Origin of the sequence: Streptomyces sp. NPDC059832 (assembly GCF_042731715.1) — a bacterium.
GTDB lineage: Bacteria > Actinomycetota > Actinomycetes > Streptomycetales > Streptomycetaceae > Streptomyces.
Genome location: NZ_JBHWIY010000005.1, coordinates 436,268 through 461,097, shown reverse-complemented (window position 1 = coordinate 461,097; position 24,830 = coordinate 436,268). Strand labels below are relative to the sequence as shown.

Below are 24,830 nucleotides of genomic sequence, written 5' to 3'. Positions count from 1 at the left end.
CCACCATGCCCCTCGCCCCGTCCGAACACGCTCCCGCCACCACCACCCCGGCCGGCCTCGGCACCACCAACCGGACCGGCCGCACCCGCCCGCGCCGCCGCCGGCTGCTGAGCCGCACCTCCGTCCCGTACCTGCTGATCATGCCCGCCGTACTGGGCTTCGCGATCTTCAAGGCGTACCCCATCGTCGCCTCGCTCTGGATCAGCCTCACCACCGGCAACGGCGCCGGCCGGCACTTCACCGGGCTCGACAACTACCAGCGCCTGCTGAACGACCCGCTGTTCTGGACCGCGCTGAAGAACACCGCGCTGATCCTGGTCGTCCAGGTGCCGCTGATGCTCGGCCTCGCCCTGCTCGTCGCCCTCGGCCTCAACTCCACCAAGGTCTGGCTGCGCCCGCTCTGGCGACTCGGCGTCTTCGTCCCCTCGCTGACCGGTCTGGTCGCCGCGGGCGTGATGTTCTCCGTGATCCTCAACCGCGACGCCGGACTGTTGAACTGGGTCCTCTCCCTGTTCGGCATCGACCGGGTGAACTGGCTCGGCAGCCCCTTCTGGGCCCGCGTCGGCGTCGTCCTCGTCATCACCTGGCACTACACCGGCTACAACGCGGTGATCTACCTCGCCGGCCTGCAGGGCATTCCCCAGGAGCTGTACGAGGCCGCGAAGGTCGACGGCGCGGGACCGATCCGCCGCTTCGTCTCCATCACCCTTCCCCAGCTGCGCCCGATCCTGCTCCTCACCGTGGTGCTCTCCACCATCGGCACCCTGCAGCTCTTCGACGAGCCGTACGTCCTCACCGGCGGCGGCCCCGACAACGCCACTTTGACGGTCACCATGTACCTCTACAACAACGGCTTCAAATACTTCGACTTCGGCTACGCCTCGGCTCTCGCCTACGCGCTCGCGCTGATCGTGGCCGTACTCGGCTTCCTGCAGGTCCGCCTGATGGGAGAGCGCAAGTGAAGCGCCGCAGCCTCCTCCTCACCCTGTTCCTCGCGGGCGCCTTCGGGCTCTGCGTCGGTCCGTTCCACTGGCTCGCCATGGCCGCCACGCAGGAGAACAGCGATGTGTTCTCCTGGCCGCCGAAGCTGCTGCCCGGCGGTCACCTCATGGAGAACCTCCAGGGGCTCCAGGACTCCATCGGGCTCACCCGCGTCCTGTTCAACACCGTGCTGGTGGCGGGCGTTCAGACGGTCGGCGCGGTCGTCGTCTCGGTCCTCGCGGGCTATGCCTTCGCCAAGTTCGAGTTCCGCGGGCGCAATCTGTTCTTCGTCCTGCTGCTCAGCACCCTCGTCCTCCCCGACACGGTGATGCTCATCCCGATCTTCGAGATGATGATGAAGCTGGGCCTGATCGACTCCTACCAGTCCGTCATCCTCCCGGGCCTGGTCACCCCGTTCGGCATCTTCCTGATGCGGCAGGCACTGCGCTCCATGCCCGACGAACTCCTGGACGCGGCCCGCGTCGACGGCGCCGGCGAACTGCGGGTGCTGTGGCGGATCGTCATCCCGGTCAACCGGCCGGTCATCGCGGCGCTCGCGCTGTTCGTCTTCCTCGGCGGCTGGAACCAGTTCGTCTGGCCGCTGATCGCACTGCGCAGCCCCGACATGTACACGCTGCCCGTGGCCACCGCCACCCTGCAGGGCCTTGCGACCACCAACTACGCGCAGGTCCTGCTCGCCGCCGCCATCGCCGCCGTCCCCGTGATGACTCTCTTCCTCGTCCTGCAACGCCAGTTCATCTCCGGCCTGCTGGCCGGGGCCACCAAGGAGTGACCACCATGACCACCGAAGCACCCGCGGTCCCGCAGCAGCCCGTCCCGGCCTGGCGCCCCAACACGCCGGCCGACGCGACCCCCGGCACCGTCGTCCACCAGCAGCTCGCCACCGGGCTGCTCCACTCCGCCGGCGCCCCGTTCACCGTCCACCTCACCGGGCTCGGCTGCGACCGGCTGGAGACCGCCGTCACTCCGGCCGGCGACGGCGTGGCCCTGATCGAGGTCACGGCGTCGGCAGCGGCCGCCGTCCGCGCCGAATGGCGGATCCCCTGCGTCGGGGCCACCGCCTACTGGACCCCGGACACCAACGCCTCCCGCTGGCTGCCGCCGTCCTGGATCGCCCCCCGGACCGTCTCGCTCGCCCTGGGCGCCCCCGTCGCCAGTCTGATCGGCGCCGACGACCGCGCTCTGTGCACCGCCGCCGCCGGCGAGACCTCCGCACCCGTGCGCGTCGGCGCCGGCGTGGTGGAGGAGAGCGGCGAGTTCGCCTTTGCCGTCGAACAGGACCTCACCCCGGACGGGCCGCCGCTGCGGCTGCGGATCGACCTCAGCGGCCGCCACTTCGCCGCCACCCTGCAGGCCGTCACCGCCTGGTGGGCCGAGGGCCTGGACCACCCCGACACCGCCCCTGCCGCCCGGATGCCCGCCTACTCCACCTGGTACAGCCTCCACCAGAACGTCGACACCGCCGCCGTCGAACGCCAGGCCGCCCTCGCCACGGCCGTCGGCTGCGAGAGCATCATCGTCGACGACGGCTGGCAGACCACCGACCGTGCCCGCGGCTACGGCCACTGCGGCGACTGGGAGCCCAACCCGGCGGCCTTCCCCGACCTCTCGGCCCATGTCGCCGAGGTCCACCGGCTCGGCCTCGCCTACCTCCTCTGGTACGCATTGCCGTTCATCGGCCGGCACAACGACGCCTGGGACCGCTTCCAGGGCATGATCCTGCGCGAAGAGCCCCACCTGGACGCGGCCGTGCTCGACCCCCGCCACCCCGAGGTCCGCGCCTACCTGGTCGAGAAGGTCTCGCGCGCCGTCGAGCAGTGGGACATGGACGGTCTGAAGCTCGACTTCATCGACCGCTTCGCCGTCGCCGACCCTCCGCCCGCCCCGGCCGGCGCCGACCGCACCGCCGTCCACGAGGGCGTGCTCCAGCTGCTCGCCGACCTCGACACCCGCCTGCGCCGCACCCGGCCGGACGTGATCGTCGAGCACCGCCAGCCCTACGTCAGCCCAGGGCTGTGGCCGTACGCCACCATGGTCCGCGCCACCGACTGCCCGCTCAGCCCCGCCGAGAACCGCCAGCGCACCGTCGACTGCCGACTCACCGCGGGCCCGCTCGCCGTCCACGCCGACATGATCATGTGGAACTCCGCCGAGACGCCCGAGTCCATCGCCGTCCACCTCGTCAACGCCCTGTTCTCGGTGCCGCAGATCTCCGTCGACCTCGCCGCCCAGAGCCCTGACCAGCTCGCCACCCTGCGCTTCTGGCTCGGCGTCTTCCGTCGGTACGCCGATGTCCTCCAACTCGGCGTCCTGGAACCCGCGCGACCGGACCTCGGCTATCCCCTGGTCCGCGCCCGCGACCACCGCACCACCGTGGTCGCACGCTACGCGCCGCTGCCCGTCGCCCTCCCGGACCGGCACGCCGCGGACGGCCCGCAGACCCTGCTCGTCGCCAACGCGGACGGCGACCCCGTGGTGCTCCTGACCGCCACCCGACCGGAGCGGACCCTCGCCCGCGTCCAGGACTGCCGTGGTGAGATCCTGTCCGAGACCGTGCTCGACCTCGTCGCCGGGGTGAACTCGGTGACCGTGCCGACCGGTGGCCTGCTCACCCTGACCCGCGAGCACTGACGACCGGGGGCCGGGGGCGGCCACCCGCCGCCCCCAGCCCGCCGACCACAGAGGAACGATGACCGCTCGACAGGTGACCATCGAGGATGTCGCACACGCGGCCGGAGTCTCCCGCCAGACCGTCTCGAACGCTCTCAACGCACCCCACCGGCTGCGCGCCACCACCCTCGCCCGGGTCACCGCCGCCATCGACGAACTCGGATACCAGCCCGACCAGTCCGCCCGCAGCCTGCGCACCGGCACCCGCAAGGTCATCGGCTATCCCGCCCCCGCAGACAACCCCGCCGACCCCAACCCCCTGATGGGCGGCTTCCTCCAGGCGCTGGTGACCGCCGCCGACGCCGTCGGCCACCGCATCCTGGTGTTCCGCTCCGACCCCCAGCAGGGCGCCGGAGCAGTCGCCAGGTCCTTCAACGGCCTGATCGCGGCCCGCCAGGTCGACGGGTTCGTCCTCTCCGACGTCGTCCACGACGACCCCCGCGTCGATGTGCTCACCGAGGCCGGCTTCCCGTTCGCCGCCTTCGGCCGCACCGCCCCCGGCCGCCCGCAGAACTGGGTGGACATCGACTCCACCGCCGCCACCGCCGCCCTGGCCGGACTCCTGCTCGACCAGGGCCACCGCCGGATCTGCTACCTCAACTCCGCCGCGTCCCTGCCCTGGCTCGCCGACCGCAGGGCCGGCTTCCTGCAAGCCGCGGCCGCCGCCCCCGACGGCGCCTTCGAGGTCGGCGTGCCCGACGACGACCCGGCCGCGCTTTCCCACGCCGTGGAGCGCCTGCTCACCGGCCCCGACCGCCCGACCGCCCTGGTCTGCGCAAACGACTGGCTCGCCCTGTCCGCCTACCAGGCCGTCCGCGCCGCAGGCCTCGCCGTGGGCGACGATGTCGCCGTCACCGGCTTCAACGACATCCCGCTCTGCACGCTGCTCCAGCCCGCCCTCACCAGCGCGCGCCTGCCTCTCGCCGCCATCGCCCACGCCCTCTTCGACCGGCTGATCACCGCCGTCGAGGACCCCGCCGCCGTCCCGGTGAGCGGGCTGCTGCTTCCTGCGGAGCCGGTCGTGCGCGGCAGCACGCCGGGGCGGTAGCGGCGGCCGCCGGCCGTCACACCGGCTCGGCGGCCCTGCGCAGCAGGACGACCGACCACCTGCGGTCCGTTCGCCCTTGCCACGGCGGCGGACCGGTCGAGCTCGACCACGGGCTGACACCTATTGGAGCCGTGCGAGGTGCTCGCGGGGCATCGTCGAGGATGGCCGCCAAGACCCACGTGATCGAAGCCCCGCCCCACGCCGAGGACGCCGAGTCTCTGGGCCTGTGCAGTTGAGGGCCCGGCTGCAGACGTATCCCGACGAGGAGGCAGGGATGGACGAGAGTTGGATACGTGAGCACCGAGGCTCCTCAGCCACCGCGGAAGGGACCGCTCAGTGGCGGGAGTTCATAGTGGCGGCGAAGCAACGGCCGGACCTGCTGTTCTGCCGTGTCGTCCGCTCCGATACGGAGATCATCGGTTTCCTCTGCGGCCACCGGGACGACGCGGTCACTCTCCGCCCAGGGACTCTCAGCACTGCCCGAGGGACTCCTGAGGGACTCTTCGCTGCCTTGACGCGGCAAACCCCTGAAAGTCCAGAAAGGGCCTCCGGCGCAGGTCAGAGGCCCTCTCGAAAGCAAAGCCGCAGGTGGCGGCCGCCTCTCACCCAGGACGGCCGGGAACGCTGCCGTCAAGTGGTCGAGGCGGATGTGCGCCGCCCCCGCTCACAGCAGGCCGAACGACTTCAGCACCCGGCGCTGAGCCGGTGTGGGCCGAGCGGGCCAGTACAGGTAGCAGACGCCGCCCGTACCGCTTCTGACCTTGCCGTTCGCGTCGTAGCGCTTGGTGCGGAGCCAGATGTTCTCCCACTCCCTGCGCTTGTAGACCCGGCGCACGGCCTCGTTGCTCGGCGAGGCCGGGTCGTTCGCGATCACGTCGCCGTCCGCGGTGAACCCGATCACGGTCATCAGGTGGCCGGAGGTCCCGTATCCCGCGCCGGTCAGCTCCTCCTTGAGGAAGGACTGCGACGTTATGGCCGGAATGCCCGCGCGGATCAGCGTCTCCAGGTCCGCGAGCGAGTCCAGCCGGGTCACCGCCGCGCTCATCTCGTCGTACGTCGCGGCGTACGCGGCGTTGAACGGCCAGTTGCCGCAGCCCTCGTACTGGTAGTCGTAGGTGAACCGGGCGGCGTGGCAGACCTGTGGGTCGGCCAGGCCGGGCTTGACCCAGGCGAGGTCCTCGGCGGTCGGGCGGCGCCCCCAGTACTCGATGATCATCTGCGAGGAGGTGGGGCTGCACCAGGCCTCGCCGCCGTTGTCGTACTCGGGGTACTGGCCCGCGTGGACGTTCTGCGAGTAGCGCGGCACCCGCAGCTCACGGGCGAGGCCGGGGGTGCTGGCCGGTACGGTGAAGCGGTCCGGGATGTCGGACGCCATCGCGCCGAGCCGCCGGACGGTGGGCGTCAGGCGGCTGCCCGGGGTGCGGTGGAGGGTGAGCCGCAGCCGGTACGAGACCAGCCGCAGTCCGCTCGCGGGATCGTCCACCGAGAAGGTGTCGGTCCAGACGGAGCTCCTGCCGTCGGTCTGGTCGTCGACGGAGGTACGCCGGATGTCGCCGTCGCCGGCGGCCCATCGGCCCATCACGTACCAGGGTGTCGAGGTGCTGTCCGAGTAGCGGCCCTGGAGCTCGATCTGGATCCAGGTGCCCGCCGGGGTCTCCGCGTTCCAGGAGGCGATCACCTCGGTCGCCGGGACGGTGGACCGGTGGACCGGAGAGGTCCAGGTCGCGTACTCCCAGGTGGCGGTCGTGCCGGTGTGCGGATCGGTGTAGTCGGTGCGGCCCTCGGCGTGCCCGATCACCAGCCCGGGGCGGCGGCCCGCTACGGCGCGCGTCCCGGCGCCGGAACCGGCGCGCCAGTCGGTGTAGGTGTGCCAGGAGCCGTTGTCCACGGCAGGGCCCGCCGCCGAGGCGGCATCGGACGGGACGGCCGACGGCGCGGCGGCGGTCGCGGAGCCGGCGGACGACACCGCGCCGGCGGTGGCCGCTGCCGCGAGCGCGGCAGTCAGCACGGTTCTGCGTGAGGTCGGTCTGTTCATGGGCGAGACCCCCGGTCGTAAGCGGAGTGGGGCGGCAGGTGCACGACAGTGCGCCAACTATCGCGGGTCGTGGCCGGATCCGGCCAGCGATTCGACCCGCGTCGGTAAACCAATATTGGTCTGGTCCACTGGCGTGACCTGCGGCTGCTCCAGAGCGGCTCGTAGGCTGGTGGACATGAACGACCTCTCGCCCCTCGCCGCGCGGCTGCGCGCCCTGCCGCCGTCCTGCGGGCCGGTACGGCTGATCGCCGTCGATGGCCACGCGGGGTCGGGGAAGAGCACCTTCACCGCCCGCCTGTCCGCCGCCCTCGACGACGCCCCGGTCCTGCATCTGGACGACCTGGCCGCCCATGGCTCCTTCTTCACCTGGGTGGACCGGCTGCGGGAGCAGGTGCTCGGGCCACTGGAGCGCGGCGAGTGCGCGCGGTACGCGCCGTACGACTGGACCGCGCGGCGTTTCGGAGCGCCGCGCGGGCTGGAGCCCGCACCGGTGGTCCTGATCGAGGGGGTCGGGGCCGGCCGCCGGGCGCTGCGGCCCCGGCTGGCCCGGCTGTTGTGGATGGATCTCGCCGCCGCGGAGTCCTGGGAGCGCGGGCGCCGCAGGGACGGGCCGGCGCTCTCGGAGTTCTGGGACAGGTGGACGGCGGCCGAGGCGGAGCACTTCTCGGCCGATCCCTCACGCTCCCACGCGGACGCCCTGGTGCGGCAGTTGCCCGTGGGGTACGAGTTGCTGGAGGCACCCGGAACGGAAGCAGGAGCGAACCATTCCGTCACCGAACGTGAGCACAGCGCTCCGTCGTATTGAATGGTGAGATATCGCCTCGCAAGTGCCTCAACTCTGCTTGACCCGGGGGCGGTACAGGTCTTACGTTCTCAATGTGCGGCTTTTCGGAGCCCCCATGGACACGAAGCCCCCGATTGTTCCCCCGTGATCGGGGGCTTCGTTCTGCCCTCGCGCCCCCTCCCCCACGCCGGTTCGGTGGATTCCGCTCACCCTGGGTCACGGTCTCCCTTCCGCCTGCGGCGCACTTAGTCGCACACTCCCTGCGCAGGTACGATGCCTCTCGGTGCGGTCAATTCCCGTCCGCGGCAAAGTGATTCGGCGCGCCCCGGTGGGCAGAATCGTGCGGCGGGACATCCTGGGGGCACGGTTTGTGGGGGACCAGATGGACATCGGCACGCAGGGCGCACAGGCCCCGGCCGACCTCGCCTGGCTGCGCGGCGTGGACGCCTACACGATGGGCGCCTACCCGCAGGCCGAGGAGGAGTTCAGGGCCGCGGTTCGCCTCGATCCCGGCATGGCGGACGGCTGGCTCGGCCTCCATGCCCTGAGGGTCGACACGACGACCGCGCTGCTGCGCATGTACCGCCATCGCGAGCGCTTCGGCGAGCAGCGCACCCGCCACCGGCGCACGCTCAACTCCTGGTACTGGCTGGGCTGGTGGGTGCAGCCCGTGCTGGAGAGCGCGCGCGATCTGCTGCTCGCGCACGCCTCGCACTGGCTGGACGGCCGCCACGTCCCCGAGCTGGACCGGGCGCTCGCGGGCCTGCCGCCGGTGGACGCGGACCCGCAGGTGCGTTTTCTGCATGCCTGCCGCTCGTATCTGGTCAAGGACTGGGAGCAGCTCGTACGCAACACCGAGCAGCTGACGGAGGATCCACTGCTCGGCATCGAGGCGGGGCTGTTCGGCGGCATGGCGCGGGTGCGGCTGGAGATGTACGGGCAGGCCGAGCCGCTGCTCTCCACCGCCCTGATGCGCTGTCGCAGCGAGCAGCCGCAGCGCAAGGAGCTGCGTTACTGGCTGGCCCGTGCGCACGAGGGCACCGGTCGCAGCGCCGCCGCCCTGCCGCTCTACCGGGCGGTGCACCGCATCGACCCGGCGTTCATGGACACCTCTGCGCGGCTCGCCGCCATCGCCGACTACGACGGCCTGGAGGGCTCCGACGAGGCCGCGGGGCTGGCCGCCGTGTCGCTGGCCGGGCTCGGCACGGACAACACCGTGTCGGAGGCCCAGCCGGAGGCGGATCCGCTGCTCGGCGCCGATCCGCTGGACGGCCGGGAGCTGCGGCCCGGCGGCGAGGGGCCTGGTCTGCCGGGCCTCGGAATGCCGCCGCCGTCCGGCGGGGCCCGGCGCAGGGCGGCGGCGCCCGGACAGCCGCCGTCCCCGTTCCCGGCGGGGCCCAGCGATCCGGTGCTGCTCGCCGAGGCGCTGGCCGAGCTGGAGCGGATGGTGGGTCTGGAACCCGTCAAACGCCAGGTCAAGGCGTTGTCCGCGCAGCTGAACATGGCGCGGCTGAGGTCCGGCCAGGGGCTGCCCGTGCAGCCGCCGAAGCGCCATTTCGTCTTCTCCGGCCCGTCCGGCACCGGCAAGACCACCGTGGCCCGCATCCTGGGCCGGGTCTTCTACGCGCTGGGGCTGCTCGGCGGCGATCATCTGGTCGAGGCCCAACGGGCGGATCTGGTGGGCGAGTTCCTCGGCCAGACCGCGGTCAAGGCCAATGAGCTGATCGACTCGGCGCTCGGCGGGGTGCTCTTCGTCGACGAGGCGTACAGCCTCGCCAACAGCGGTTACAGCAAGGGCGACGCGTACGGCGACGAGGCCCTGCAGGTCCTCCTCAAGCGCGCGGAGGACAACCGGGACCATCTCGTCGTCATCCTCGCGGGCTACCCGGAGGGCATGGACCGGCTGCTGGCCACCAATCCGGGGCTCTCCTCGCGCTTCACCACCCGGGTGGACTTCCCGAGCTACCGGCCGCTGGAGCTCACCTCGATCGGCGAGGTGCTGGCGGCGGAGAACGGCGACGCGTGGGACGAGGAGTCCCTGGACGAGCTGCGTTCCATCAGCGGCCATGTCGTCGAGCAGGGCTGGATCGACGAGCTGGGCAACGGACGGTTCCTGCGCACCCTGTACGAGAAGAGCTGCGCCTACCGCGATCTGCGGCTCTCCGGCTACGCGTCCGTGCCGAGCCGGGACGATCTGGCCACCCTGCGGCTGCCGGACCTGATGCAGGCGTACGGCGAGGTGCTGTCCGGCCGGGGGCCGGTGGACCGGGGGCCGCAGGAGCCGCCGGCCCTGTGAATCCCCGGCTGCCGGAGGGACCGGGCGACGGCCCCTCCGGCGACCGGGAAGGTGTTGCTAGCGGACCGACGCGGTGAGTTCGCCGTAGCCGGTCGTGGTGCTCGCGGGCTCCGCCGCCCGGCGCGGGACCCCGACCCGGTGGGCCGGGTCCCGCACCTCGCCGACGAGCATCTCCAGGACGTCCTCCATGGCGACCAGGCCGAGGATCCGGCCGGACGCGTCGGCGACCTGTGCCAGGTGCGTCGCCGCCCTGCGCATCACGGTCAGGGCGTCGTCCAGGGGCAGTTCGGCCCGTACGGTCGCCATCGGGCGCCATACGTGCTGGGGGACGGCCCGCTCGCCGTCCTCCAGGTCCAGGACATCCTTGACGTGCAGATAGCCCATGAACGGACCGCCGCCCTCCGCGCACACGGGAAAGCGCGAGTAGCCGGTGCGTACGGTCAGCTCCTCGATCCGGTGCGGGGTGACGGACGGGTCCACGGTCACCAGGGAGGCCCGGCTGAGCAGCACGTCGGTGACCGGCCTGCTGCCGAGCTCCAGTGCGTCCTCCAGCCGCTCCTGTGCCTCCGGCTCCAGCAGCCCGGCCTGGCCGGAGTCCTCGACGAGCCGGTTGAGCTGCTCGCTGGTGAAGACGGCCTCCACCTCGTCCTTCGGTTCGACTCCGAAGATCCGGAGCACCAGCCGGGCGCAGGCACCCAGTGCGGCGGTGACCGGGCGGCAGAGGCGGGCGAAGCCGACGAGTCCGGGGCTGAGCCAGAGCGCGGTCTTCTCCGGCGCCGCCATCGCGAGGTTCTTCGGGACCATCTCGCCGATGACGAGGTGGAGGAAGACCACGAAGACGAGTGCCAGGACGTAGCCCAGCGGATGGATGAGGCCCTCGGGCAGGTGAACCGCCTGGAAGACCGGCTCCAGCAGATGGGCGACGGTCGGTTCGGCGACGGCGCCGAGGGTCAGCGAGCAGACGGTGATGCCGAACTGGGCGGCGGCCATCATCTGCGGCAGGTTCTCCAGTCCGTACAGCACCTGGCGAGCCCGGCCCGACCCGGCCGCCGCGAGCGGCTCGACCTGGCTGCGCCGTACGGAGACGAGGGCGAACTCGGCGCCGACGAAGAAGCCGTTCGCCAGCACGAGGAGCGCGGCGAAGAGCAGTTGGACCAGGCTCATCGCACGGCCTCCAGGAGCTCATGGGCCGCCGGGGCCCCGGCGCCGGCCGGCTCGGCCGTGCGCACGAAGCGGACCTTCTCGGCGCGGTAGTGGCCGACCTGGCGGACGGAGATCCGCCAGCCGGGCAGCTCGGCCCGGTCGCCGGGGGCGGGGATGCGTCCCAGCAGATCGGCGACGAGTCCGGCCACGGTCTCGTACGGCCCGTCGGGGACGTCGAGTCCTATCCGGCGCAGGGTGAGGACCCGGCAGCTGCCTTCGGCGTCCCAGGCCTGGCGGCCGTCCTCCGCGGTGGCGGGGGCCAGTTCGGGCCGGTCGGCGCCCTCGGCGTCGTGCTCGTCCCTGACCTCGCCGACGAGCTCCTCGATGATGTCCTCAAGGGTGACGACTCCGGCGGTGCCGCCGTATTCGTCGACCACGACGGCGATCGGCTGCTCATTGCGGAGTCGCTGGAGCAGCTGTTCGACGGGCAGGGTCTCCGGAACCAGCAGCGGCGGTACGGCGATCCGTCCGGCCGGGGTGCGCAGCCGGTCCTGGGCGGGCACGGCGAGCGCGTCCTTGAGGTGGATCATGCCGACGACCTCGTCGATCCGCTCCCGGTAGACGGGGAAGCGGGAGAGGCCGGTGGCGCGGGTGAGGTTGAGGACGTCCTGTGCGGTCGCCGAGGCCTGCAGGGCGCTGACCTTCACCCGGGGGGTCATGACGTGCTGGGCGGTGAGCCCGGCGAGCGACAGGGTCCGTACGAAGAGATCCGCGGTGTCCTGTTCGAGGGTGCCGGCCTCGGCCGAGTGCCGGGCCAGGGAGACCAGCTCCCCGGGGGTACGGGCGGAGGCCAGCTCGTCGGTGGGTTCGACGCCCAGCAGCCGCACCAGCCGGTTGGCCACGGTGTTCAGCAGGCTGATCACCGGCCGGAAGACGGCGGAGAAACGGTGCTGGGGGCCGGCGACGAACCGGGCGACCTGGAGCGGCCGGGAGACCGCCCAGTTCTTGGGCACGAGTTCGCCGATCACCATCTGGACGGCGGAGGCCGCCATCATCCCGATCACCACGCTGACGCCGGGGACCGCGCCGTCGGGCAGCCCGGTCGCGGTGAGGGGGCCCTCCAGCAGCTGGGCGAGTGCCGGCTCGGCGAGCATGCCGACGACCAGTGAGGTGATGGTGATGCCGAGCTGGGTGCCGGAGAGCTGGAAGGAGAGTTCGCGCAGGGCGTCGACGACGGTGCGGGCCCGCCGGTCGCCCTCGGCCGCGGCGCGCTCGGCGTCCGGCCGTTCCACCGTGACGAGCCCGAATTCGGCTGCCACGAAGAATCCGTTGGCGAGGATGAGAAGGAATGCCGCGCTCAGAAGCAGCAGGGGGGTGGTCATGCCGCCGCCTCCGGGGAAGGGGCGGCGCAGGTACTACCGGACGATCCGTCCATTGCTGGAAGGAGTCACTCCTTGGGTCGCAGGAAAGCCCCGCCGGTCTCGGTTCTCGTGGACCTCTGGTTGCGGGGCGGGGTGCGCAGGGGCACCGCCGCCCTCCAGAGTAATCAAGAAGAGGCCGTGCGGGGCAGGGGGCTCAGCCGATGTCCGTTCCGGTGCCGTGGTTCTCGGCGAGGGCGCGGAGCGCACGGGCGTCGCGGATGGCCTGCTGCTTGGCGATTCCGGGCTGGATGCCGAGGGCGGGCATGCTGGTCCCGTCGCTCAGGTCGAGAAAGACCCAGGGGTCACCGACACGCAGGTTGACCCGGAGGATCTCCGCCCAGGACAGCCGGCGCGTCCGGGTGAGATTGACCACGGTCACCCCGTCCTCGTTCGCGACGACCTTCGGGCGGCTGAGCAGCGCGAGCACTCCGAAGAACAGCAGTGCCGTGAAGACGAAGCTGGCCCGCTCCCCCGGGCTCAACTGCTCCAGGGTCAGGGCGACGGCGGTGATGACGAAGAACATCGCCGCCCCCACGGTCAGCAGGACCACCCGGGTTCGGGTCGGCCGGAACGTGACCGGGAGGGTGGGGAGTTCGGGCCGGGGTGCGGGGGCGGACATGATGTTCTTCTGTCTTCCGGGTGGTCGCCCGGCCGTCAGAGGCGGCAGGCGTGGATGGCGGTGGTGAGGATGGCGCGGGCGCCGAGGTCGTACAGATCGTCCATGATCCGCTGGGCCTCCCGGGCCGCGACCATGGAGCGGACGGCGACCCAGCCCTCGTGGTGCAGCGGCGAGATGGTGGGCGACTCCAGGCCCGGGGTGAGGGCGACCGCGCGCTCCAGGTGCTCGACGCGGCAGTCGTAGTCCATCATCACGTAGGAGCGGGCGACCAGGACGCCCTGGAGGCGGCGGAGGAACTGCTGCACCTTGGGGTCGTCGTCGGGTGCGCCGGTGCGGCGGATGACGACGGCCTCCGACTTCATGATCGGCTCGCCGATGACTTCGAGTCCGGCGTTGCGCAGGCTGGTGCCGGTCTCCACGACGTCGGCGATGACCTGGGCGACACCGAGTTCGATGGCGGTCTCGACCGCGCCGTCGAGGTGGACGACGGAGGCGTTGACGCCGGCGTCGGCGAGGTGCTTGGCGACGATGCCCTCGTAGGAGGTGGCGATCGTCTTGCCGTCGAAGTCCTGCGGGCCCTCGGCCGTGCCGGGCTTGGTGGCGTAGCGGAAGGTGGAGCGGGCGAAACCGAGCTGGAGGATCTCCTCGGAGTCGGCGCCGGAGTCCAGCAGCAGGTCGCGGCCGGTGATGCCGATGTCGAGGCGGCCGGAGCTCACGTAGATCGCGATGTCGCGCGGCCGCAGGTAGAAGAACTCGACCTCGTTCTCGGGGTCGACGAGGACGAGTTCCTTGGACTCCTTGCGCTGCTGGTAGCCGGCCTCATGGAGCATCGCCATCGCAGGCCCGGAGAGTGAACCCTTGTTGGGGACGGCGATGCGCAGCATGAGGTCAGGTTCCTTTGCGAGGAGGGAGTCTTGTTGCGGGCGTGCGGACGTACGTGGTGCTGAGGTGGTGCTCAGAGATGGGCGTAGACGTCGTCGAGCGAGATCCCGCGGGCGACCATCATCACCTGGACGTGGTACAGCAGCTGGGAGATCTCCTCGGCGGCCGCGTCCTTGCTCTCGTGCTCGGCGGCCATCCAGACCTCGGCGGCCTCCTCGACGACCTTCTTGCCGATGGCATGGACACCCTTGTCCACGAGCTCGGCGGTACGGGAGGTGGAGGGATCGCCGTTGGCGGCCTTGAGCTGCAGCTCGGCGAAGAGCTCTTCGAAGGTTTTGTTCGCCATGATGGTCTTAGAGTACGGGGTCGGCGCCCTGCGCTCAGCGCCAGGGCTCGCTGACCGTGCGCAGCGTGGCGGCGGTGGCGACGGCCGCAGTGACCGCTTCGTGCCCCTTGTCCTCGTTGGACCCTTCCAGGCCGGCCCGGTCGAGCGCCTGCTCCTCGGTGTCGCACGTGAGTACGCCGAAGCCGACCGGGACCCCGGTGTCGACGGCGACCTGGGTGAGGCCGTTGGTGACGCCGTGGGACACGTACTCGAAGTGCGGGGTGCCGCCGCGGATGATCACGCCGAGGGCGACGACCGCGTCGTAGCCGCGGCCCGCGAGGACCTTGGCCACGACCGGGAGTTCGAAGCTGCCGGGCACCCGGAGCAGGGTCGGCTCGTCGATGCCGAGCTCGTGCAGGGCGCGCAGGGCGCCGTCGACGAGTCCGTCCATGATCTTCTCGTGCCACTGCGCGGCGACGACCGCCACGCGCAGGTCGCCGCAGTTGCGTACGGACAGTTCGGGTGCGCCCTTGCCGCTCATGTCTCTCCTACCGCTCGTTTCCGTGATCTCACTGGTTGCCGCAGGTCGACGCCGTGGCGGTGTCGAGCCAGGGCAGGTCGTGCCCCATGCGGTCGCGCTTGGTGCGCAGGTAGCGCAGATTGTGTTCGCCGGCCTGGACGGGCATCGGCTCGCGGCCGGTGACGGCGAGCCCGTGGCGCAGGATGGCGGCCGTCTTGTCGGGGTTGTTGGTCATCAGCCTGAGGCTGTGGACGCCGAGGTCCTTGAGGATCTGGGCGCCGGCCGCGTAGTCCCGGGCGTCGGCGGGCAGGCCGAGCTCCAGGTTGGCGTCGAGGGTGTCGATGCCGCGCTCCTGGAGTTCGTAGGCGCGGAGCTTGGACAGCAGGCCGATGCCCCGGCCCTCGTGGCCGCGCAGATAGACGACGACGCCGCGGCCCTCCTCGGTGATCCGTCGCATGGAGGCGTGCAGCTGGGGGCCGCAGTCGCAGCGCTGGGACTGGAAGATGTCGCCGGTCAGGCACTCGGAGTGGACCCGGACCAGGACGTCGTCGCCGTCGCCGAGGTCGCCGTGGACGAGCGCGACGTGCTCGACTCCGTCGGCGGTGGAGCGGTAGCCGTACGCGGTGAACGCGCCGAAGCCCGTCGGCAGCCGTACCTCGGCCTCGCGGCGGACGGTCGGCTCCGAGCTGCGGCGGTAGGCGATCAGGTCCTCGATGGAGATGATCGTGAGGCCGTGCTTGCGGGCGAACGGGACCAGTTGGGGCAGCCGCAGCATCACCCCGTCCTCGCCGGCGATCTCCACGATGGCCCCGGCGGGCCGCAGTCCGGCGAGCCGGGCGAGGTCGACGGCGGCCTCGGTGTGGCCGTTGCGGACCAGCACCCCGCCGGAGCGGGCGCGGAGCGGGAAGATGTGGCCGGGCCGTACGAAGTCGCCGGGGCCGGCCTCGCCACCGGCCAGCAGCCGCAGCGTGGTGGCCCGGTCGGCAGCCGAGATGCCGGTGGTGACGCCGTGGGCGGCGGACGCGTCGACGGAGACGGTGAACGCGGTGCGCATCGACTCGGTGTTGTGGTCGACCATCTGCGGCAGTTCGAGCCGTTCCAGCTCGTCGTTCTCCATGGGCGCGCAGATCAGGCCGCGGCATTCGCTCATCATGAACGCGACGATCTCGGGGGTGGCCTTCTCCGCGGCGATCACGAGGTCGCCCTCGTTCTCCCGGTCCTCGTCGTCGACGACCACGACGGGCCGTCCGGCGGCGATGTCGCGGATCGCCTGCTCGACGGGGTCCAGGCGGAGGTCCTCGGCGGCGTCCTCGTGCTCCCGGTGCAACCAGGTGGGCTGGGCAGTCATGCCGTGGCTCCTTCCAGAGCGGGTGTCCGCGAACGCAGCCACCAGTCGCGCATGCCCCACAGGACGAGGGCGCCGTACACGACGTAGATGAGACCGGAGAAGGCGAGTCCGCTGTGGAAGTTCAGCGGTACGCCGACCAGGTCGACCAGCAGCCAGGCGAACCAGAACTCGACCATGCCGCGGGCCTGGGCGAGCATCGCGACGAGCGTCCCGGCGAATATGTACGCGTCCGCCCACGGGCTCCAGGAGAGCGAGGGGAACGCGGTGAACAGGCCGCCGACCGCGAGGGTGCCGAGTGCGGCGCCGCCCAGCAGGTAGCCGCGCTCGCGCCAGGTGGCGAACCGCACGGCGATGGAGCCGTCCTGGGCCTGCTGCCTGCCCCGGGTCCACTGCTGCCAGCCCCAGACGGCCACGGCGATGACGACGAGCTGCTTGCCGACGCTGCCCGCCTGGTGCACGGAGGCGTTGGCCGCGACCAGCACGACGCCGGACAGCAGCTGGGCGGGCCAGGTCCAGATGGAGCGGAGCCAGCCCAGCGTGAGCGCGATCAGACCGACGGTGTTGCCGATCATGTCGGACCAGATGATGTGCTGCCCGAAGAGGGTGAACGCCTCCGAGTTCAGCCAGTGCAGGGCACTCACTTCACCGGCTCCTCGGGCTCCTGCGCGGGGTTGCCGAGCAGTCGCTCGACGTACTTCGCGATGACGTCCACCTCCAGGTTGACCGGGTCGCCGGGCTCCTTGATGCCGAGCGTGGTCAGGGCGAGGGTGGTGGGGATGAGGCTGATGGTGAAGTAGTCGGGTCCGGCGTCCACCACGGTGAGGCTGACGCCGTCGACGGTGATCGATCCCTTCTCCACCACGTAGCGGGTCAGCTCGGCGGGGAGGGAGATCTTCACGACCTCCCAGTTCTCCGAGATCCTGCGCTCCACGATGTGCCCGGTGCCGTCGACATGGCCCTGGACGATGTGGCCGCCGAGCCGGCCGCCGACCGCCATGGGGCGTTCCAGGTTGACCCGGGAGCCGGTGTCCAGGGCGCCGAGGCTGGACCTGTTGAGGGTCTCGGCCATCACGTCCGCGGTGAACTCGCCCTCGCCGAGGTCGACGACGGTGAGGCAGACGCCGTTGACGGCGATGGAGTCGCCGTGCTTGGCGCCTTCGGTGACCACGGGGCCGCGGAGGCGGAATCGGGAGGCGTCGCCGAGCTTCTCGACGGCGGTGACTTCACCCAGTTCTTCGACAATTCCGGTGAACACTCAGTTTCCCTTCCGGGCAGGGCCGGGGACGGCGGTGATGCGCAGATCGGGGCCGAGACGGACGGTCTCGGTCACATCGAGGCGCAACGCCTCGGCAATGGTGGAGATTCCGGCATCGGCGAGGGCCGCGGGGCCGGCGCCGAGGAGCACGGGGGCGAGATAGCCGACGACCTTGTCGACCGTTCCCGCGGCGACGAAGGCCCCGGCCAGGGCCGGGCCGCCTTCGAGGAGTACGGAGCGGACGCCGCGCCCGTGCAGGGCACGGAGCAGGGCGGGGATGTCCAGGCCGGGGCCGGTGGCGGCGCGCGGCAGCCGCAGGACGGCCGCTTCGGGCAGGTGCCCGGCGTCGGCGTCCTCGGCGACGGCGATCAGGGTGGGCGCGGTGCCGTCGAGGACCCGGGCGCCGGGCCGTACGGCGGTGGCGCCGGTGTCGACGACCACCCGCAGCGGTTGCACGGCGTCCTCGATGCCGCGTACCCCGAGCTGCGGGTCGTCGGTGCGGGCGGTGCCGGAGCCGACCACGACGGCGTCGGCCTCGGCGCGCAGCCGGTGGACGTCGGCGCGGGACTCGGGGGAGGTGATCCAGCGGCTGGTGGCGTCGGCGGCCGCGATCCGGCCGTCGAGGGTCGCCGCGTACTTCCACAGGACGTACGGACGGCCCAGGCGCACCGAGGTCAGCCAGGCCGCGTTGCCCGCCTCGGCCTCGGCCGCGAGGAGCCCCTGCTCGGCCTCGGTCCCGGCCGCACGCAGGGTGTCGGCACCGCCGGTGGCCTGCGGGTCCGGGTCGCCGACCGCGTAGACGACCCGGGCGATCCCGGCCTCGATGAGCGCCTGGGCGCAGGGGCCGGTGCGGCCGGTGTGGTTGCAGGGTTCGAGGGTGACGTAGGCGGTGCCGCCCCGGGCCCGGTCGCCCGCGTCGCGCAGGGCGTGGATCTCGGCGTGCGGTCCGCCGGCCCGTTGGTGGAAGCCCTCGCCGGCGTGGCGGCCCGCGGCGTCGAGGATGACGCAGCCGACGACGGGGTTGGGGCTGGTGGAGCCGAGGCCGCGGGCGGCGAGCGTGATCGCACGCCGCATGGCGGTGATGTCGGCTGCGGTGTCCACCGGGTCCTCCTGCCTCTTCGGGCACGGACTCCGGGGCCTGTCGATGACGACAGATGAAGCGGGAACGCCACGGGGGAACGCCGGAAATGCCGGAAAACACGGATGGATCGGTTGCCCGAAGACCATCCGCCGACGGCGGCGTACCCGCGAAACGGCCCGCCGCGCACTGCCTCCCATCCGGACTTTAACCGTCGGTCCAGGAATCCCACCTGGTCAACCGGCCGCTGGATGCGGACGGGTCGCGGACTATAACCGCCGGTTCGGAATTGCACCGACCCCGGAGTGCGCTGCTGCTGGTACACGATCAGTGTGCCACGCCCGGCGGAGGACCATACGGGTGAGTGCTTGTGGACTGGCTCACAGGACGACCGCGGCGAGGGGTGCGACCGAAGAAGCTGACGCTCAAAGATCCAGACCTATTGACGCACTGGTCCAGTCCTTTTGATCCCTGCGTCACCTGCGAGGAGCAGTCCCGCGGTGTGCGCACGCCCGGGGCATCAACACGACCCGCCCCCTTGCCAGTTGTGTTCCGCCGAACCTCCCCGGGAGGAACCGGACGTGCTGTCCCCACCCGTGCGAGAGCCACCCTGCTCGCAGCCGGCGTTGCCATCGCCGGACTGCTGATGGGCTCGCCCGCCGCCACCCCGTCGGCCGCCGCCGACCAGGAGTCCTGTCGCCGCGACGGGCTCTACGAGACCCTCGGTGTCGCCGTCCCCTACTGCTCCGTCTACGACACCGAGGGCCGCGAGAAGATGGGCACCGACCACCAGCGTCGGGTCATCGGATACTTCACCAACCGACGGACCGGCAAGGGCGGCGAGCCCGCCTGCCTCGCCTCCGACATCCCCTGGGACAAATTCACCCATTTGAATTACGCGTTCGCCCATGTCGACGGCGGCAACAAGATCTCCGTGGGCGCCGACGGGCCGGACAGCGCCTCGACCGGCATGACCCGGCCGGGTGTCGCGGGCGCCGGGATGGACCCGGATCTCCCCCACAAGGGCCATTTCAATCTGCTCAACAAGTTCAAGAAGAAGTACCCGAACGTGAAGACCATGGTGTCGGTGGGCGGCCGGGCCGAGACCGGCGGCTGCTTCGACGACAGCGGCAACCGGGTGGACGAAGGGCGAGGAGCCCGGCTCCACCGGTAACTGGGGGCAGGACCTCGGAGCCTGCTGACCATTCCCAGCCAGCGCGCATGAGTGAGTCCTGGACCCACACACGCGCGCTGGGCGCATCCCGAACGGTATTGGATGCACTCGGTCGCCGCTTTCTCGTCCCGTTCGGCGGCACGCCTCTGGGGGCGTGGTCCGTGGCGGGTGGGCGGTTTCCGTCACGTCCCCGGGTGCCTGGTCGGGCCCGGGGACTACCCGGCCGGCGTGAACAGCTCGTCCTGAGCCGCCTCCCGGGCGACGAGCAGCGCGCCGCGGAGCACCGCCGCGCCGCCCAGCTGCCCGGCCCTGACCTCGGTGCGCAGCGGTGACATCAGGGCCAGCCGCTCCTCGACCCGTGCCGCGAGCGCGTCCGAGCCCGCGTGGCCGACCTCGCCCGCCAGCAGTACACAGCCCGGGTCGAGGACCGAGGCGATGGCGGCGGCGCCGACCGCGAGACGGCCGGCGAGGGCGTCCAGGAACGCCTCGCCGTCCCCCTCCCCCGCCAGCGCGGCCCGCACGGCGAACGCCGCGCCCGGTTCCTTGTCCCCCTCGGCGGTGCCCGGAGGCACGGCGATGCCGTGGGCGGCGGCCAGTTCACAGACCGGGGCGGAGCCCACCAGCGCGTGGAACCCGCCGTCGCAGTTGACGGCCGACGGCGTGCCTGCGATGCCGGGCACCGGCAGGAAGCCGATCTCGCCCGCGCCGCCGGAGGCTCCCCGGCGGAGCTTCCCGTCCAGCATGACGGCGGCGCCGACGCCGTGGCCGAGCCAGAGGAGCACGAAGGTGTCGCGGTCGGTCGCCGCGCCGCCCCGGTGTTCGGCGACGGCGGCGAGATTGGTCTCGTTCTCGACCAGCACGGTCGCGGGCAGCCGTTGCTGGAGCACCCGCACCAGCCGCCGGTGCCAGGCGGGCAGCCCGGTGGTGTCGCGCAGCTCGCCGGTGACCGGGTCGATCAGACCGGGCGCGCCGATGCCGACGCTGTGCAGCGGGCCGGCGCCGGCCTCGCGCGCCGTGCGTTCCAGCAGTGCGGCGGCCTGTTCGGCGGCGGCCTCGGTGTCGGTGTCGCTGCCGATGGGCAGGGTGGCCTCGGCGAGCGTGACGCCGAGGAGATCGGCGACGACCACGGCGACGCTGCCGGTGCGCACGTCGAGGGCGGCGAGATGGGCGCGGTCGGCGGCGATCCCGTACAGCCGGGCGTTGGGACCGCGGCGCTCGGCGCCGGCCTCGCCGACGACGCGGATCAGGCCGGCCCCCTGCAAGCGGTCGACGAGGTCGGCGACGGTGGGCCGGGAGAGGCCGGTCAGGTTCTTCAGCTGCGTGGCCGTCAACGGGCCGTCCTGCTGGAGCAGTCGCAGGGCGAGCCGGTCGTTGATGGCCCGTGCGGTGCTCGGTGATGCGGGCATGCCGGGATCCTTCCAGATCGCTGACGCACTGGATGCCCAGGCGCACTATTTATCAGGCAGGGTTCCTGATAGTTTACGGCGCGCACCGTGGAGACGGGCGCCGGGACCACCGGCAACAGAGAATTCCCCAGGGGAGGGCACGGCGGTATGACAACGGATTCCACAGACACGGCCTTCGGCACGGAGCAGGTGAGGCGGGCCAGGTTCGCCGTCGCCGCCGTCTTCACCGTGCACGGCGCGGTGACCGGCAGCTTCGCCACCCGGGTGCCCTGGATCCAGGACCACGCCGGGGTCAGCGCCGGTCAGCTCGGCCTCGCCCTCGCCTTCCCGGCGATCGGCGCCTCGCTCGCCATGCCGCTGGCCGGTGCGATCAGCCATCGCTTCGGCGCCAGGACCGCGTTGCGCGGACTGCTCGCCCTGTGGACGCTGGCGCTGATCCTGCCCTCGACGGCGCCCAACCTGCTGACGCTGTGCGCCGCGCTCTTCGTATACGGGGCGACGGCCGGCATGTCGGACGTGGCGATGAACGCCCTCGGCGTCGAGGTGGAGAACCGCCTCGACAAGTCGATCATGTCCGGGCTGCACGGGATGTGGAGCGTGGGCGCCCTGATCGGTTCGGCGGCGGGCACGGTGGCCGCGCATCTGGGCGCCGATGCCCGGCTGCACCACGCCCTGGCCGCCCTCGTGCTCACCACGCTCGGCCTGATCGCCTGCCAGGGCGTGCTGGACCTGCGCAGCCGGCCGGACGAGGAGCCGCCGCCGCGCTTCACCCTGCCGCCGAAGTCGGCGCTGATCATCGGCGCGGTGGGCTTCTGCGCGGTGTTCGCCGAGGGGGCCAGCCTGGACTGGTCGGCGGTCTACCTCCGGGACGTCATGGACACCTCCGCCGGGCTCGCCGCGGCTTCCACGACGGCGTTCGCGCTGACCATGGCGGTCGCCCGGATCGCCGGCGACAAGGTCGTCGACCGCTTCGGCGCGGTCCGGACCGTACGGGTCGGCGGCGTCCTCGCGACGGTCGGCGGGATCCTCGTGGTCGCCTCGCCGGACGCGGCGCTCGCGATGTGCGGCTTCGGGCTCCTGGGCCTCGGTGTGGCGGTGGTCGTCCCGCTCGCCTTCGCGGCGGCCGGGCGCAGCGGCCCGAATCCGAGCCAGGCGATAGCGGGGGTCGCCACGATCACGTACACCTCGGGGCTGATCGCCCCGTCCGCGATCGGCTCGCTGGCCGAGGCGACCTCGCTGGTCGTCTCGTTCGGCCTGGTGACGGTGCTCGCGTTCGGTCTGGTGCTGGGGGCCGGGGTGCTGCGGGCGGGCGACCGCAGGCAGGTGTCGTCCTCGGACGCCGGTGCCCCGAGCACGAAGTCCGCCGAGCCGCGTCCCTGACCGGCCGGGCCGGCGGACGGCCGGGGCCCGTTCCCCTCCGCCGCCCGCATCCGCCGTGCTCAGGGGCCATGGCCCGGCCGCGAGCGCTCCACGATCCGGCATTACCATGGCGCTGATCATTTCTGCGGCAGCGACGTGCCCGGCGAGGCGCTCGGCTCCGCACCTACACAACAGGGAGCGACCATGGGCCTCGGCGTGCGCTGGACCTTGCACGGCGACGGGAAGACCCCCGCACCGGGGGCCGTGGTCCGGCCGGACGAACGGCTCTCCTGGCCCCGTACGTTCGGACTGGGTGCCCAGCACGTGGTCGCGATGTTCGGCGCGTCGTTCGTCGCCCCGGTGCTGATGGGCCTGGACCCGAACCTGGCGATCATGATGTCGGGTGTCGCGACGGCCATCTTCCTGCTGGCCACGCGCGGCCAGGTGCCCAGCTACCTCGGCTGCTCGCTCTCCTTCGTCGGGGTCGCCGCGACGATCCGGGCGAGCGGCGGCAGCAGCGCGGTGGTCACCGGCGCGGTCTTCGTCGTCGGTGTGGTGCTCTTCCTCGCCGGTCTCGCCGTGCAGCGCTTCGGCGCCCGGATCATCCACGCGGCCATGCCGCCGGTCGTCACCGGTGCCGTCGTCATGCTGATCGGTTTCAACCTGGCTCCGGTGACCGCGTCGACGTACTGGCCGCAGGACCAGTGGACGGCGCTGCTGGTGATGCTGTTCACCGGACTGGCCGTAGTGTGCCTGCGCGGTTTCTTCTCGCGCATCGCGATCTTCCTCGGCCTGGTCTTCGGGTACGCACTGTCCTGGGTCCTCGACCGGATCTTCGGCAGGATCCACTCCCCGGCCGGCGGCGCCGAGGCCGTGGACCACTGGCGGCTCGACCTGTCGGGCGTGGCCAAGGCCGACTGGATCGGGCTGCCCTCCTTCCACGCGCCGAGCTTCGAGTGGTCGGCGATCCTGGTCGCGCTGCCGGTGGTCATCGCGCTGATCGCGGAGAACGCCGGGCATGTGAAGGCCGTCGGCGAGATGACCGGCTCCTCGCTGGACGACAAGCTGGGCACCGCCATCGCCGCCGACGGCGCCGCGTCGATGCTGTCGACCGCGGTGGGCGGCCCGCCGAACACCACGTACTCGGAGAACATCGGCGTGATGGCCGCGACCCGGGTCTACTCCACCGCCGCGTACTGGGCCGCCGCCTGCTTCGCCCTGCTCTTCGGCCTCTGCCCCAAGTTCGGCGCGGTCGTCGCCGCCATCCCCGGCGGTGTGCTCGGCGGCATCACCGTCATCCTCTACGGCATGATCGGCCTCCTCGGCGCCCAGATCTGGCTCAACGCCAAGGTCGACCTGCGCAACCCGCTGAACCTGGTGCCGGCCGCCGCGGGCATCATCATCGGCGTCGGCGGGGTCAGCCTGAAGATCACCGACAACTTCGAGCTGAGCGGGATCGCGCTGGGCACCATCGTGGTGATCACCGGCTATCACGTGCTGCGCGCCTTCGCCCCGGCATACCTCAAGACCCAGGAGCCCCTGCTGGACTCGGGCACCTCGGCGTACGACGAACGGCCGTCGAAGGACGAGGCGTAAGAGCCGTCCCGTAGTAGGCGCAAAGGCTGTCCCGTCATACCGGAAGGGTGAGCTCGGCCGCCGCGCAGCCGACGCGTGTCGGGGCCGTTCCCCCGTTCCGATGAACCCTGGGTCCGTCGGCGCCGTCCCGGTCCCGCGGCTGGGACGCTGCCCCCATGGCTCAGTTCGAGCAGTCGCACAGCTCCGTCCCCGACATCGCCTCCGTGATCGAGCGGATGCGCGCGTTCCGTTCCGCCTGGCCGCCGGTGGACGGCGCCGAGGACGGGGTGGAGGTCTTCAACCGCGTCTATCTGACGGTCACCGAGACCGTCCGGCAACAGATCGACGACGGTGCGTTCCCGGACCGGCGGGCCGCCGCCGCGCTGGACGTGCGGTTCGCCGAGCGCTACCTGTCGGCGGTCGACGCCGCGGCGGCGGGACACCCGCCGCCCGACTGCTGGCGTCCGCTCTTCCAGTACCGGCGCCATCCCGGCGTACGGCCGCTGCAGTTCGCGCTGGCCGGCATCAACGCGCACATCGGCCACGATCTGCCGCTCGCCGTCGTGGACGCCTGCCGCACGCTCGGCTGCGCCCCGCCGGCCCTGGAGGACGAGTTCGACCGGGTGGGCGATCTCCTCGTGATGCTGGAGGAGCGGATCCGCGAGGATCTGATGCCCGGCCCCGATCTGCTGGAACTCGCGGACCCGCTCACCCATCTGCTCGGATCGTGGAGTCTGGAGCGGGCCCGTGAGGCGGCCTGGTCGGCGGCGCTGGTGCTGTGGCGGCTGCGTGACGTGCCGCTGCTGGCCGAGGAGTTCAGAAAGCGGATGGACGCGGGAGCGGGGCTGGTGGGGCGCTGTCTGCTCACTCCGTATCGCTGACGGCGCCCC

21 protein-coding genes, 1 pseudogene and 1 riboswitch are annotated in these 24,830 nt (G+C 71.8%); of the genes and pseudogenes, 10 read left to right on the top strand and 12 right to left on the bottom strand.

All coding sequences use genetic code 11. The annotated features are described in order from the left end of the window. Positions 1-5 precede the first annotated feature (5 nt). The 4 genes from ACFV8T_RS12280 to ACFV8T_RS12265 are packed head-to-tail and all read left to right on the top strand — an operon-like array spanning position 6 to position 4,720. A complete protein-coding gene (locus ACFV8T_RS12280) occupies positions 6-962 on the top strand; it encodes a carbohydrate ABC transporter permease (RefSeq protein ID WP_385326787.1) in 957 nt (318 codons plus the stop codon). After that, a complete protein-coding gene (locus tag ACFV8T_RS12275; RefSeq protein WP_385326786.1) occupies positions 959-1,774 on the top strand; it encodes a carbohydrate ABC transporter permease in 816 nt (271 codons plus the stop codon). The genes ACFV8T_RS12280 and ACFV8T_RS12275 overlap by 4 nt, the downstream gene beginning before the upstream one ends. Positions 1,775-1,779: 5 nt before the next feature. Beyond that, positions 1,780-3,633: a glycoside hydrolase family 36 protein gene (locus ACFV8T_RS12270; protein ID WP_385326784.1), complete on the top strand. Its 1,854-nt coding sequence runs from the start codon at positions 1,780-1,782 to the stop codon at positions 3,631-3,633. 58 nt (positions 3,634-3,691) lie between these two features. Continuing rightward, on the top strand, positions 3,692-4,720 hold the full coding sequence (locus ACFV8T_RS12265) for a LacI family DNA-binding transcriptional regulator (RefSeq protein WP_385326782.1): 1,029 nt from the start codon (positions 3,692-3,694) through the stop codon (positions 4,718-4,720). A 664-nt stretch (positions 4,721-5,384) separates the two neighbouring features. On the opposite strand, the gene ACFV8T_RS12260 is transcribed toward ACFV8T_RS12265, so the two are convergent. Then, positions 5,385-6,755, bottom strand: a complete 1,371-nt coding sequence (locus ACFV8T_RS12260; protein WP_385326780.1) for a peptidase C39 family protein — start codon at positions 6,753-6,755, stop codon at positions 5,385-5,387. A 175-nt stretch (positions 6,756-6,930) separates the two neighbouring features. Between ACFV8T_RS12260 and ACFV8T_RS12255 the strand changes: the two genes are divergently transcribed. Together ACFV8T_RS12255 and ACFV8T_RS12250 are read left to right on the top strand one after the other, a co-directional pair. Further along, entirely contained in the window at positions 6,931-7,560 is a 630-nt protein-coding gene (locus ACFV8T_RS12255; protein ID WP_385326778.1) for a uridine kinase, read from the top strand. A 361-nt stretch (positions 7,561-7,921) separates the two neighbouring features. Beyond that, a complete protein-coding gene (locus tag ACFV8T_RS12250) occupies positions 7,922-9,835 on the top strand; it encodes an AAA family ATPase (RefSeq protein ID WP_385326776.1) in 1,914 nt (637 codons plus the stop codon). A gap of 57 nt (positions 9,836-9,892) precedes the next feature. Here ACFV8T_RS12250 and ACFV8T_RS12245 read toward each other — a convergent pair whose 3' ends face one another. The 10 genes from ACFV8T_RS12245 to ribD form a co-directional block, all read right to left on the bottom strand. Continuing rightward, a complete protein-coding gene (locus ACFV8T_RS12245; protein ID WP_266422246.1) occupies positions 9,893-10,999 on the bottom strand; it encodes a hemolysin family protein in 1,107 nt (368 codons plus the stop codon). Then, positions 10,996-12,360: a hemolysin family protein gene (locus ACFV8T_RS12240; protein ID WP_385326774.1), complete on the bottom strand. Its 1,365-nt coding sequence runs from the start codon at positions 12,358-12,360 to the stop codon at positions 10,996-10,998. The genes ACFV8T_RS12245 and ACFV8T_RS12240 overlap by 4 nt, the downstream gene beginning before the upstream one ends. 193 nt (positions 12,361-12,553) lie before the next feature. Then, positions 12,554-13,018: a PH domain-containing protein gene (locus ACFV8T_RS12235; RefSeq protein WP_385326773.1), complete on the bottom strand. Its 465-nt coding sequence runs from the start codon at positions 13,016-13,018 to the stop codon at positions 12,554-12,556. Between the two features lie 35 nt (positions 13,019-13,053). Continuing rightward, a complete protein-coding gene (gene hisG, locus ACFV8T_RS12230; protein WP_189547690.1) occupies positions 13,054-13,902 on the bottom strand; it encodes an ATP phosphoribosyltransferase in 849 nt (282 codons plus the stop codon). 71 nt (positions 13,903-13,973) lie between these two features. Further along, the gene (locus ACFV8T_RS12225; protein WP_018524273.1) at positions 13,974-14,246 is read right to left on the bottom strand and encodes a phosphoribosyl-ATP diphosphatase; all 273 of its coding nucleotides are present in this window, start codon (positions 14,244-14,246) and stop codon (positions 13,974-13,976) included. Between the two features lie 34 nt (positions 14,247-14,280). Then, complete coding sequence (gene ribH / locus ACFV8T_RS12220; RefSeq protein WP_124718909.1) at positions 14,281-14,766, bottom strand: 6,7-dimethyl-8-ribityllumazine synthase; 486 nt, start codon at positions 14,764-14,766, stop codon at positions 14,281-14,283. A gap of 28 nt (positions 14,767-14,794) precedes the next feature. Then, positions 14,795-16,093: a bifunctional 3,4-dihydroxy-2-butanone-4-phosphate synthase/GTP cyclohydrolase II gene (locus ACFV8T_RS12215; RefSeq protein ID WP_385326771.1), complete on the bottom strand. Its 1,299-nt coding sequence runs from the start codon at positions 16,091-16,093 to the stop codon at positions 14,795-14,797. Continuing rightward, positions 16,090-16,734 carry a nicotinamide riboside transporter PnuC gene (locus ACFV8T_RS12210; RefSeq protein ID WP_385326769.1) on the bottom strand — a complete coding sequence of 215 codons (645 nt, stop codon included), beginning with the start codon at positions 16,732-16,734 and terminating at the stop codon, positions 16,090-16,092. Before ACFV8T_RS12210 ends, ACFV8T_RS12215 begins: the two co-directional genes overlap by 4 nt. Beyond that, on the bottom strand, positions 16,731-17,348 hold the full coding sequence (locus tag ACFV8T_RS12205; protein WP_385326767.1) for a riboflavin synthase: 618 nt from the start codon (positions 17,346-17,348) through the stop codon (positions 16,731-16,733). Before ACFV8T_RS12205 ends, ACFV8T_RS12210 begins: the two co-directional genes overlap by 4 nt. Next, positions 17,349-18,449, bottom strand: a complete 1,101-nt coding sequence (gene ribD, locus ACFV8T_RS12200) for a bifunctional diaminohydroxyphosphoribosylaminopyrimidine deaminase/5-amino-6-(5-phosphoribosylamino)uracil reductase RibD (protein ID WP_385326765.1) — start codon at positions 18,447-18,449, stop codon at positions 17,349-17,351. It lies immediately after the preceding gene. Between the two features lie 159 nt (positions 18,450-18,608). After that, a riboswitch (FMN riboswitch) is annotated at positions 18,609-18,739 on the bottom strand. Between the two features lie 234 nt (positions 18,740-18,973). On the opposite strand from ribD, the pseudogene ACFV8T_RS12195 reads away from it, so the two are divergent. After that, a pseudogene (locus tag ACFV8T_RS12195) lies at positions 18,974-19,576 on the top strand (glycosyl hydrolase family 18 protein); the annotation flags it as partial. A 239-nt stretch (positions 19,577-19,815) separates the two neighbouring features. Here ACFV8T_RS12195 and ACFV8T_RS12190 read toward each other — a convergent pair. After that, positions 19,816-21,006: an ROK family transcriptional regulator gene (locus ACFV8T_RS12190; RefSeq protein ID WP_385326763.1), complete on the bottom strand. Its 1,191-nt coding sequence runs from the start codon at positions 21,004-21,006 to the stop codon at positions 19,816-19,818. A 147-nt stretch (positions 21,007-21,153) separates the two neighbouring features. On the opposite strand from ACFV8T_RS12190, the gene ACFV8T_RS12185 reads away from it, so the two are divergent. From ACFV8T_RS12185 to ACFV8T_RS12175, 3 genes are all read left to right on the top strand, one after another. After that, positions 21,154-22,386, top strand: a complete 1,233-nt coding sequence (locus tag ACFV8T_RS12185) for an MFS transporter (protein WP_385326762.1) — start codon at positions 21,154-21,156, stop codon at positions 22,384-22,386. Between the two features lie 183 nt (positions 22,387-22,569). Then, entirely contained in the window at positions 22,570-23,961 is a 1,392-nt protein-coding gene (locus ACFV8T_RS12180; protein ID WP_385326760.1) for a uracil-xanthine permease family protein, read from the top strand. A 155-nt stretch (positions 23,962-24,116) separates the two neighbouring features. Then, on the top strand, positions 24,117-24,821 hold the full coding sequence (locus ACFV8T_RS12175; protein ID WP_385326759.1) for a DUF5995 family protein: 705 nt from the start codon (positions 24,117-24,119) through the stop codon (positions 24,819-24,821). Positions 24,822-24,830: the final 9 nt, after the last annotated feature.

Excerpts from the sequence above, each read along its gene's own strand:
- ACFV8T_RS12280 (WP_385326787.1), top strand. The coding sequence starts at position 6 with ATGCCCCTCGCCCCGTCCGAACACGCTCCCGCCACCACCACCCCGGCC.
- ACFV8T_RS12270 (WP_385326784.1), top strand. The coding sequence starts at position 1,780 with ATGACCACCGAAGCACCCGCGGTCCCGCAGCAGCCCGTCCCGGCCTGG.
- ACFV8T_RS12265 (WP_385326782.1), top strand. The coding sequence starts at position 3,692 with ATGACCGCTCGACAGGTGACCATCGAGGATGTCGCACACGCGGCCGGA.
- ACFV8T_RS12260 (WP_385326780.1), bottom strand. The coding sequence starts at position 6,755 with ATGAACAGACCGACCTCACGCAGAACCGTGCTGACTGCCGCGCTCGCG.
- ACFV8T_RS12255 (WP_385326778.1), top strand. The coding sequence starts at position 6,931 with ATGAACGACCTCTCGCCCCTCGCCGCGCGGCTGCGCGCCCTGCCGCCG.
- ACFV8T_RS12250 (WP_385326776.1), top strand. The coding sequence starts at position 7,922 with ATGGACATCGGCACGCAGGGCGCACAGGCCCCGGCCGACCTCGCCTGG.
- ACFV8T_RS12245 (WP_266422246.1), bottom strand. The coding sequence starts at position 10,999 with ATGAGCCTGGTCCAACTGCTCTTCGCCGCGCTCCTCGTGCTGGCGAAC.
- ACFV8T_RS12240 (WP_385326774.1), bottom strand. The coding sequence starts at position 12,360 with ATGACCACCCCCCTGCTGCTTCTGAGCGCGGCATTCCTTCTCATCCTC.
- ACFV8T_RS12235 (WP_385326773.1), bottom strand. The coding sequence starts at position 13,018 with ATGTCCGCCCCCGCACCCCGGCCCGAACTCCCCACCCTCCCGGTCACG.
- hisG (WP_189547690.1), bottom strand. The coding sequence starts at position 13,902 with ATGCTGCGCATCGCCGTCCCCAACAAGGGTTCACTCTCCGGGCCTGCG.
- ACFV8T_RS12225 (WP_018524273.1), bottom strand. The coding sequence starts at position 14,246 with ATGGCGAACAAAACCTTCGAAGAGCTCTTCGCCGAGCTGCAGCTCAAG.
- ribH (WP_124718909.1), bottom strand. The coding sequence starts at position 14,766 with ATGAGCGGCAAGGGCGCACCCGAACTGTCCGTACGCAACTGCGGCGAC.
- ACFV8T_RS12215 (WP_385326771.1), bottom strand. The coding sequence starts at position 16,093 with ATGACTGCCCAGCCCACCTGGTTGCACCGGGAGCACGAGGACGCCGCC.
- ACFV8T_RS12190 (WP_385326763.1), bottom strand. The coding sequence starts at position 21,006 with ATGCCCGCATCACCGAGCACCGCACGGGCCATCAACGACCGGCTCGCC.
- ACFV8T_RS12185 (WP_385326762.1), top strand. The coding sequence starts at position 21,154 with ATGACAACGGATTCCACAGACACGGCCTTCGGCACGGAGCAGGTGAGG.
- ACFV8T_RS12180 (WP_385326760.1), top strand. The coding sequence starts at position 22,570 with ATGGGCCTCGGCGTGCGCTGGACCTTGCACGGCGACGGGAAGACCCCC.
- ACFV8T_RS12175 (WP_385326759.1), top strand. The coding sequence starts at position 24,117 with ATGGCTCAGTTCGAGCAGTCGCACAGCTCCGTCCCCGACATCGCCTCC.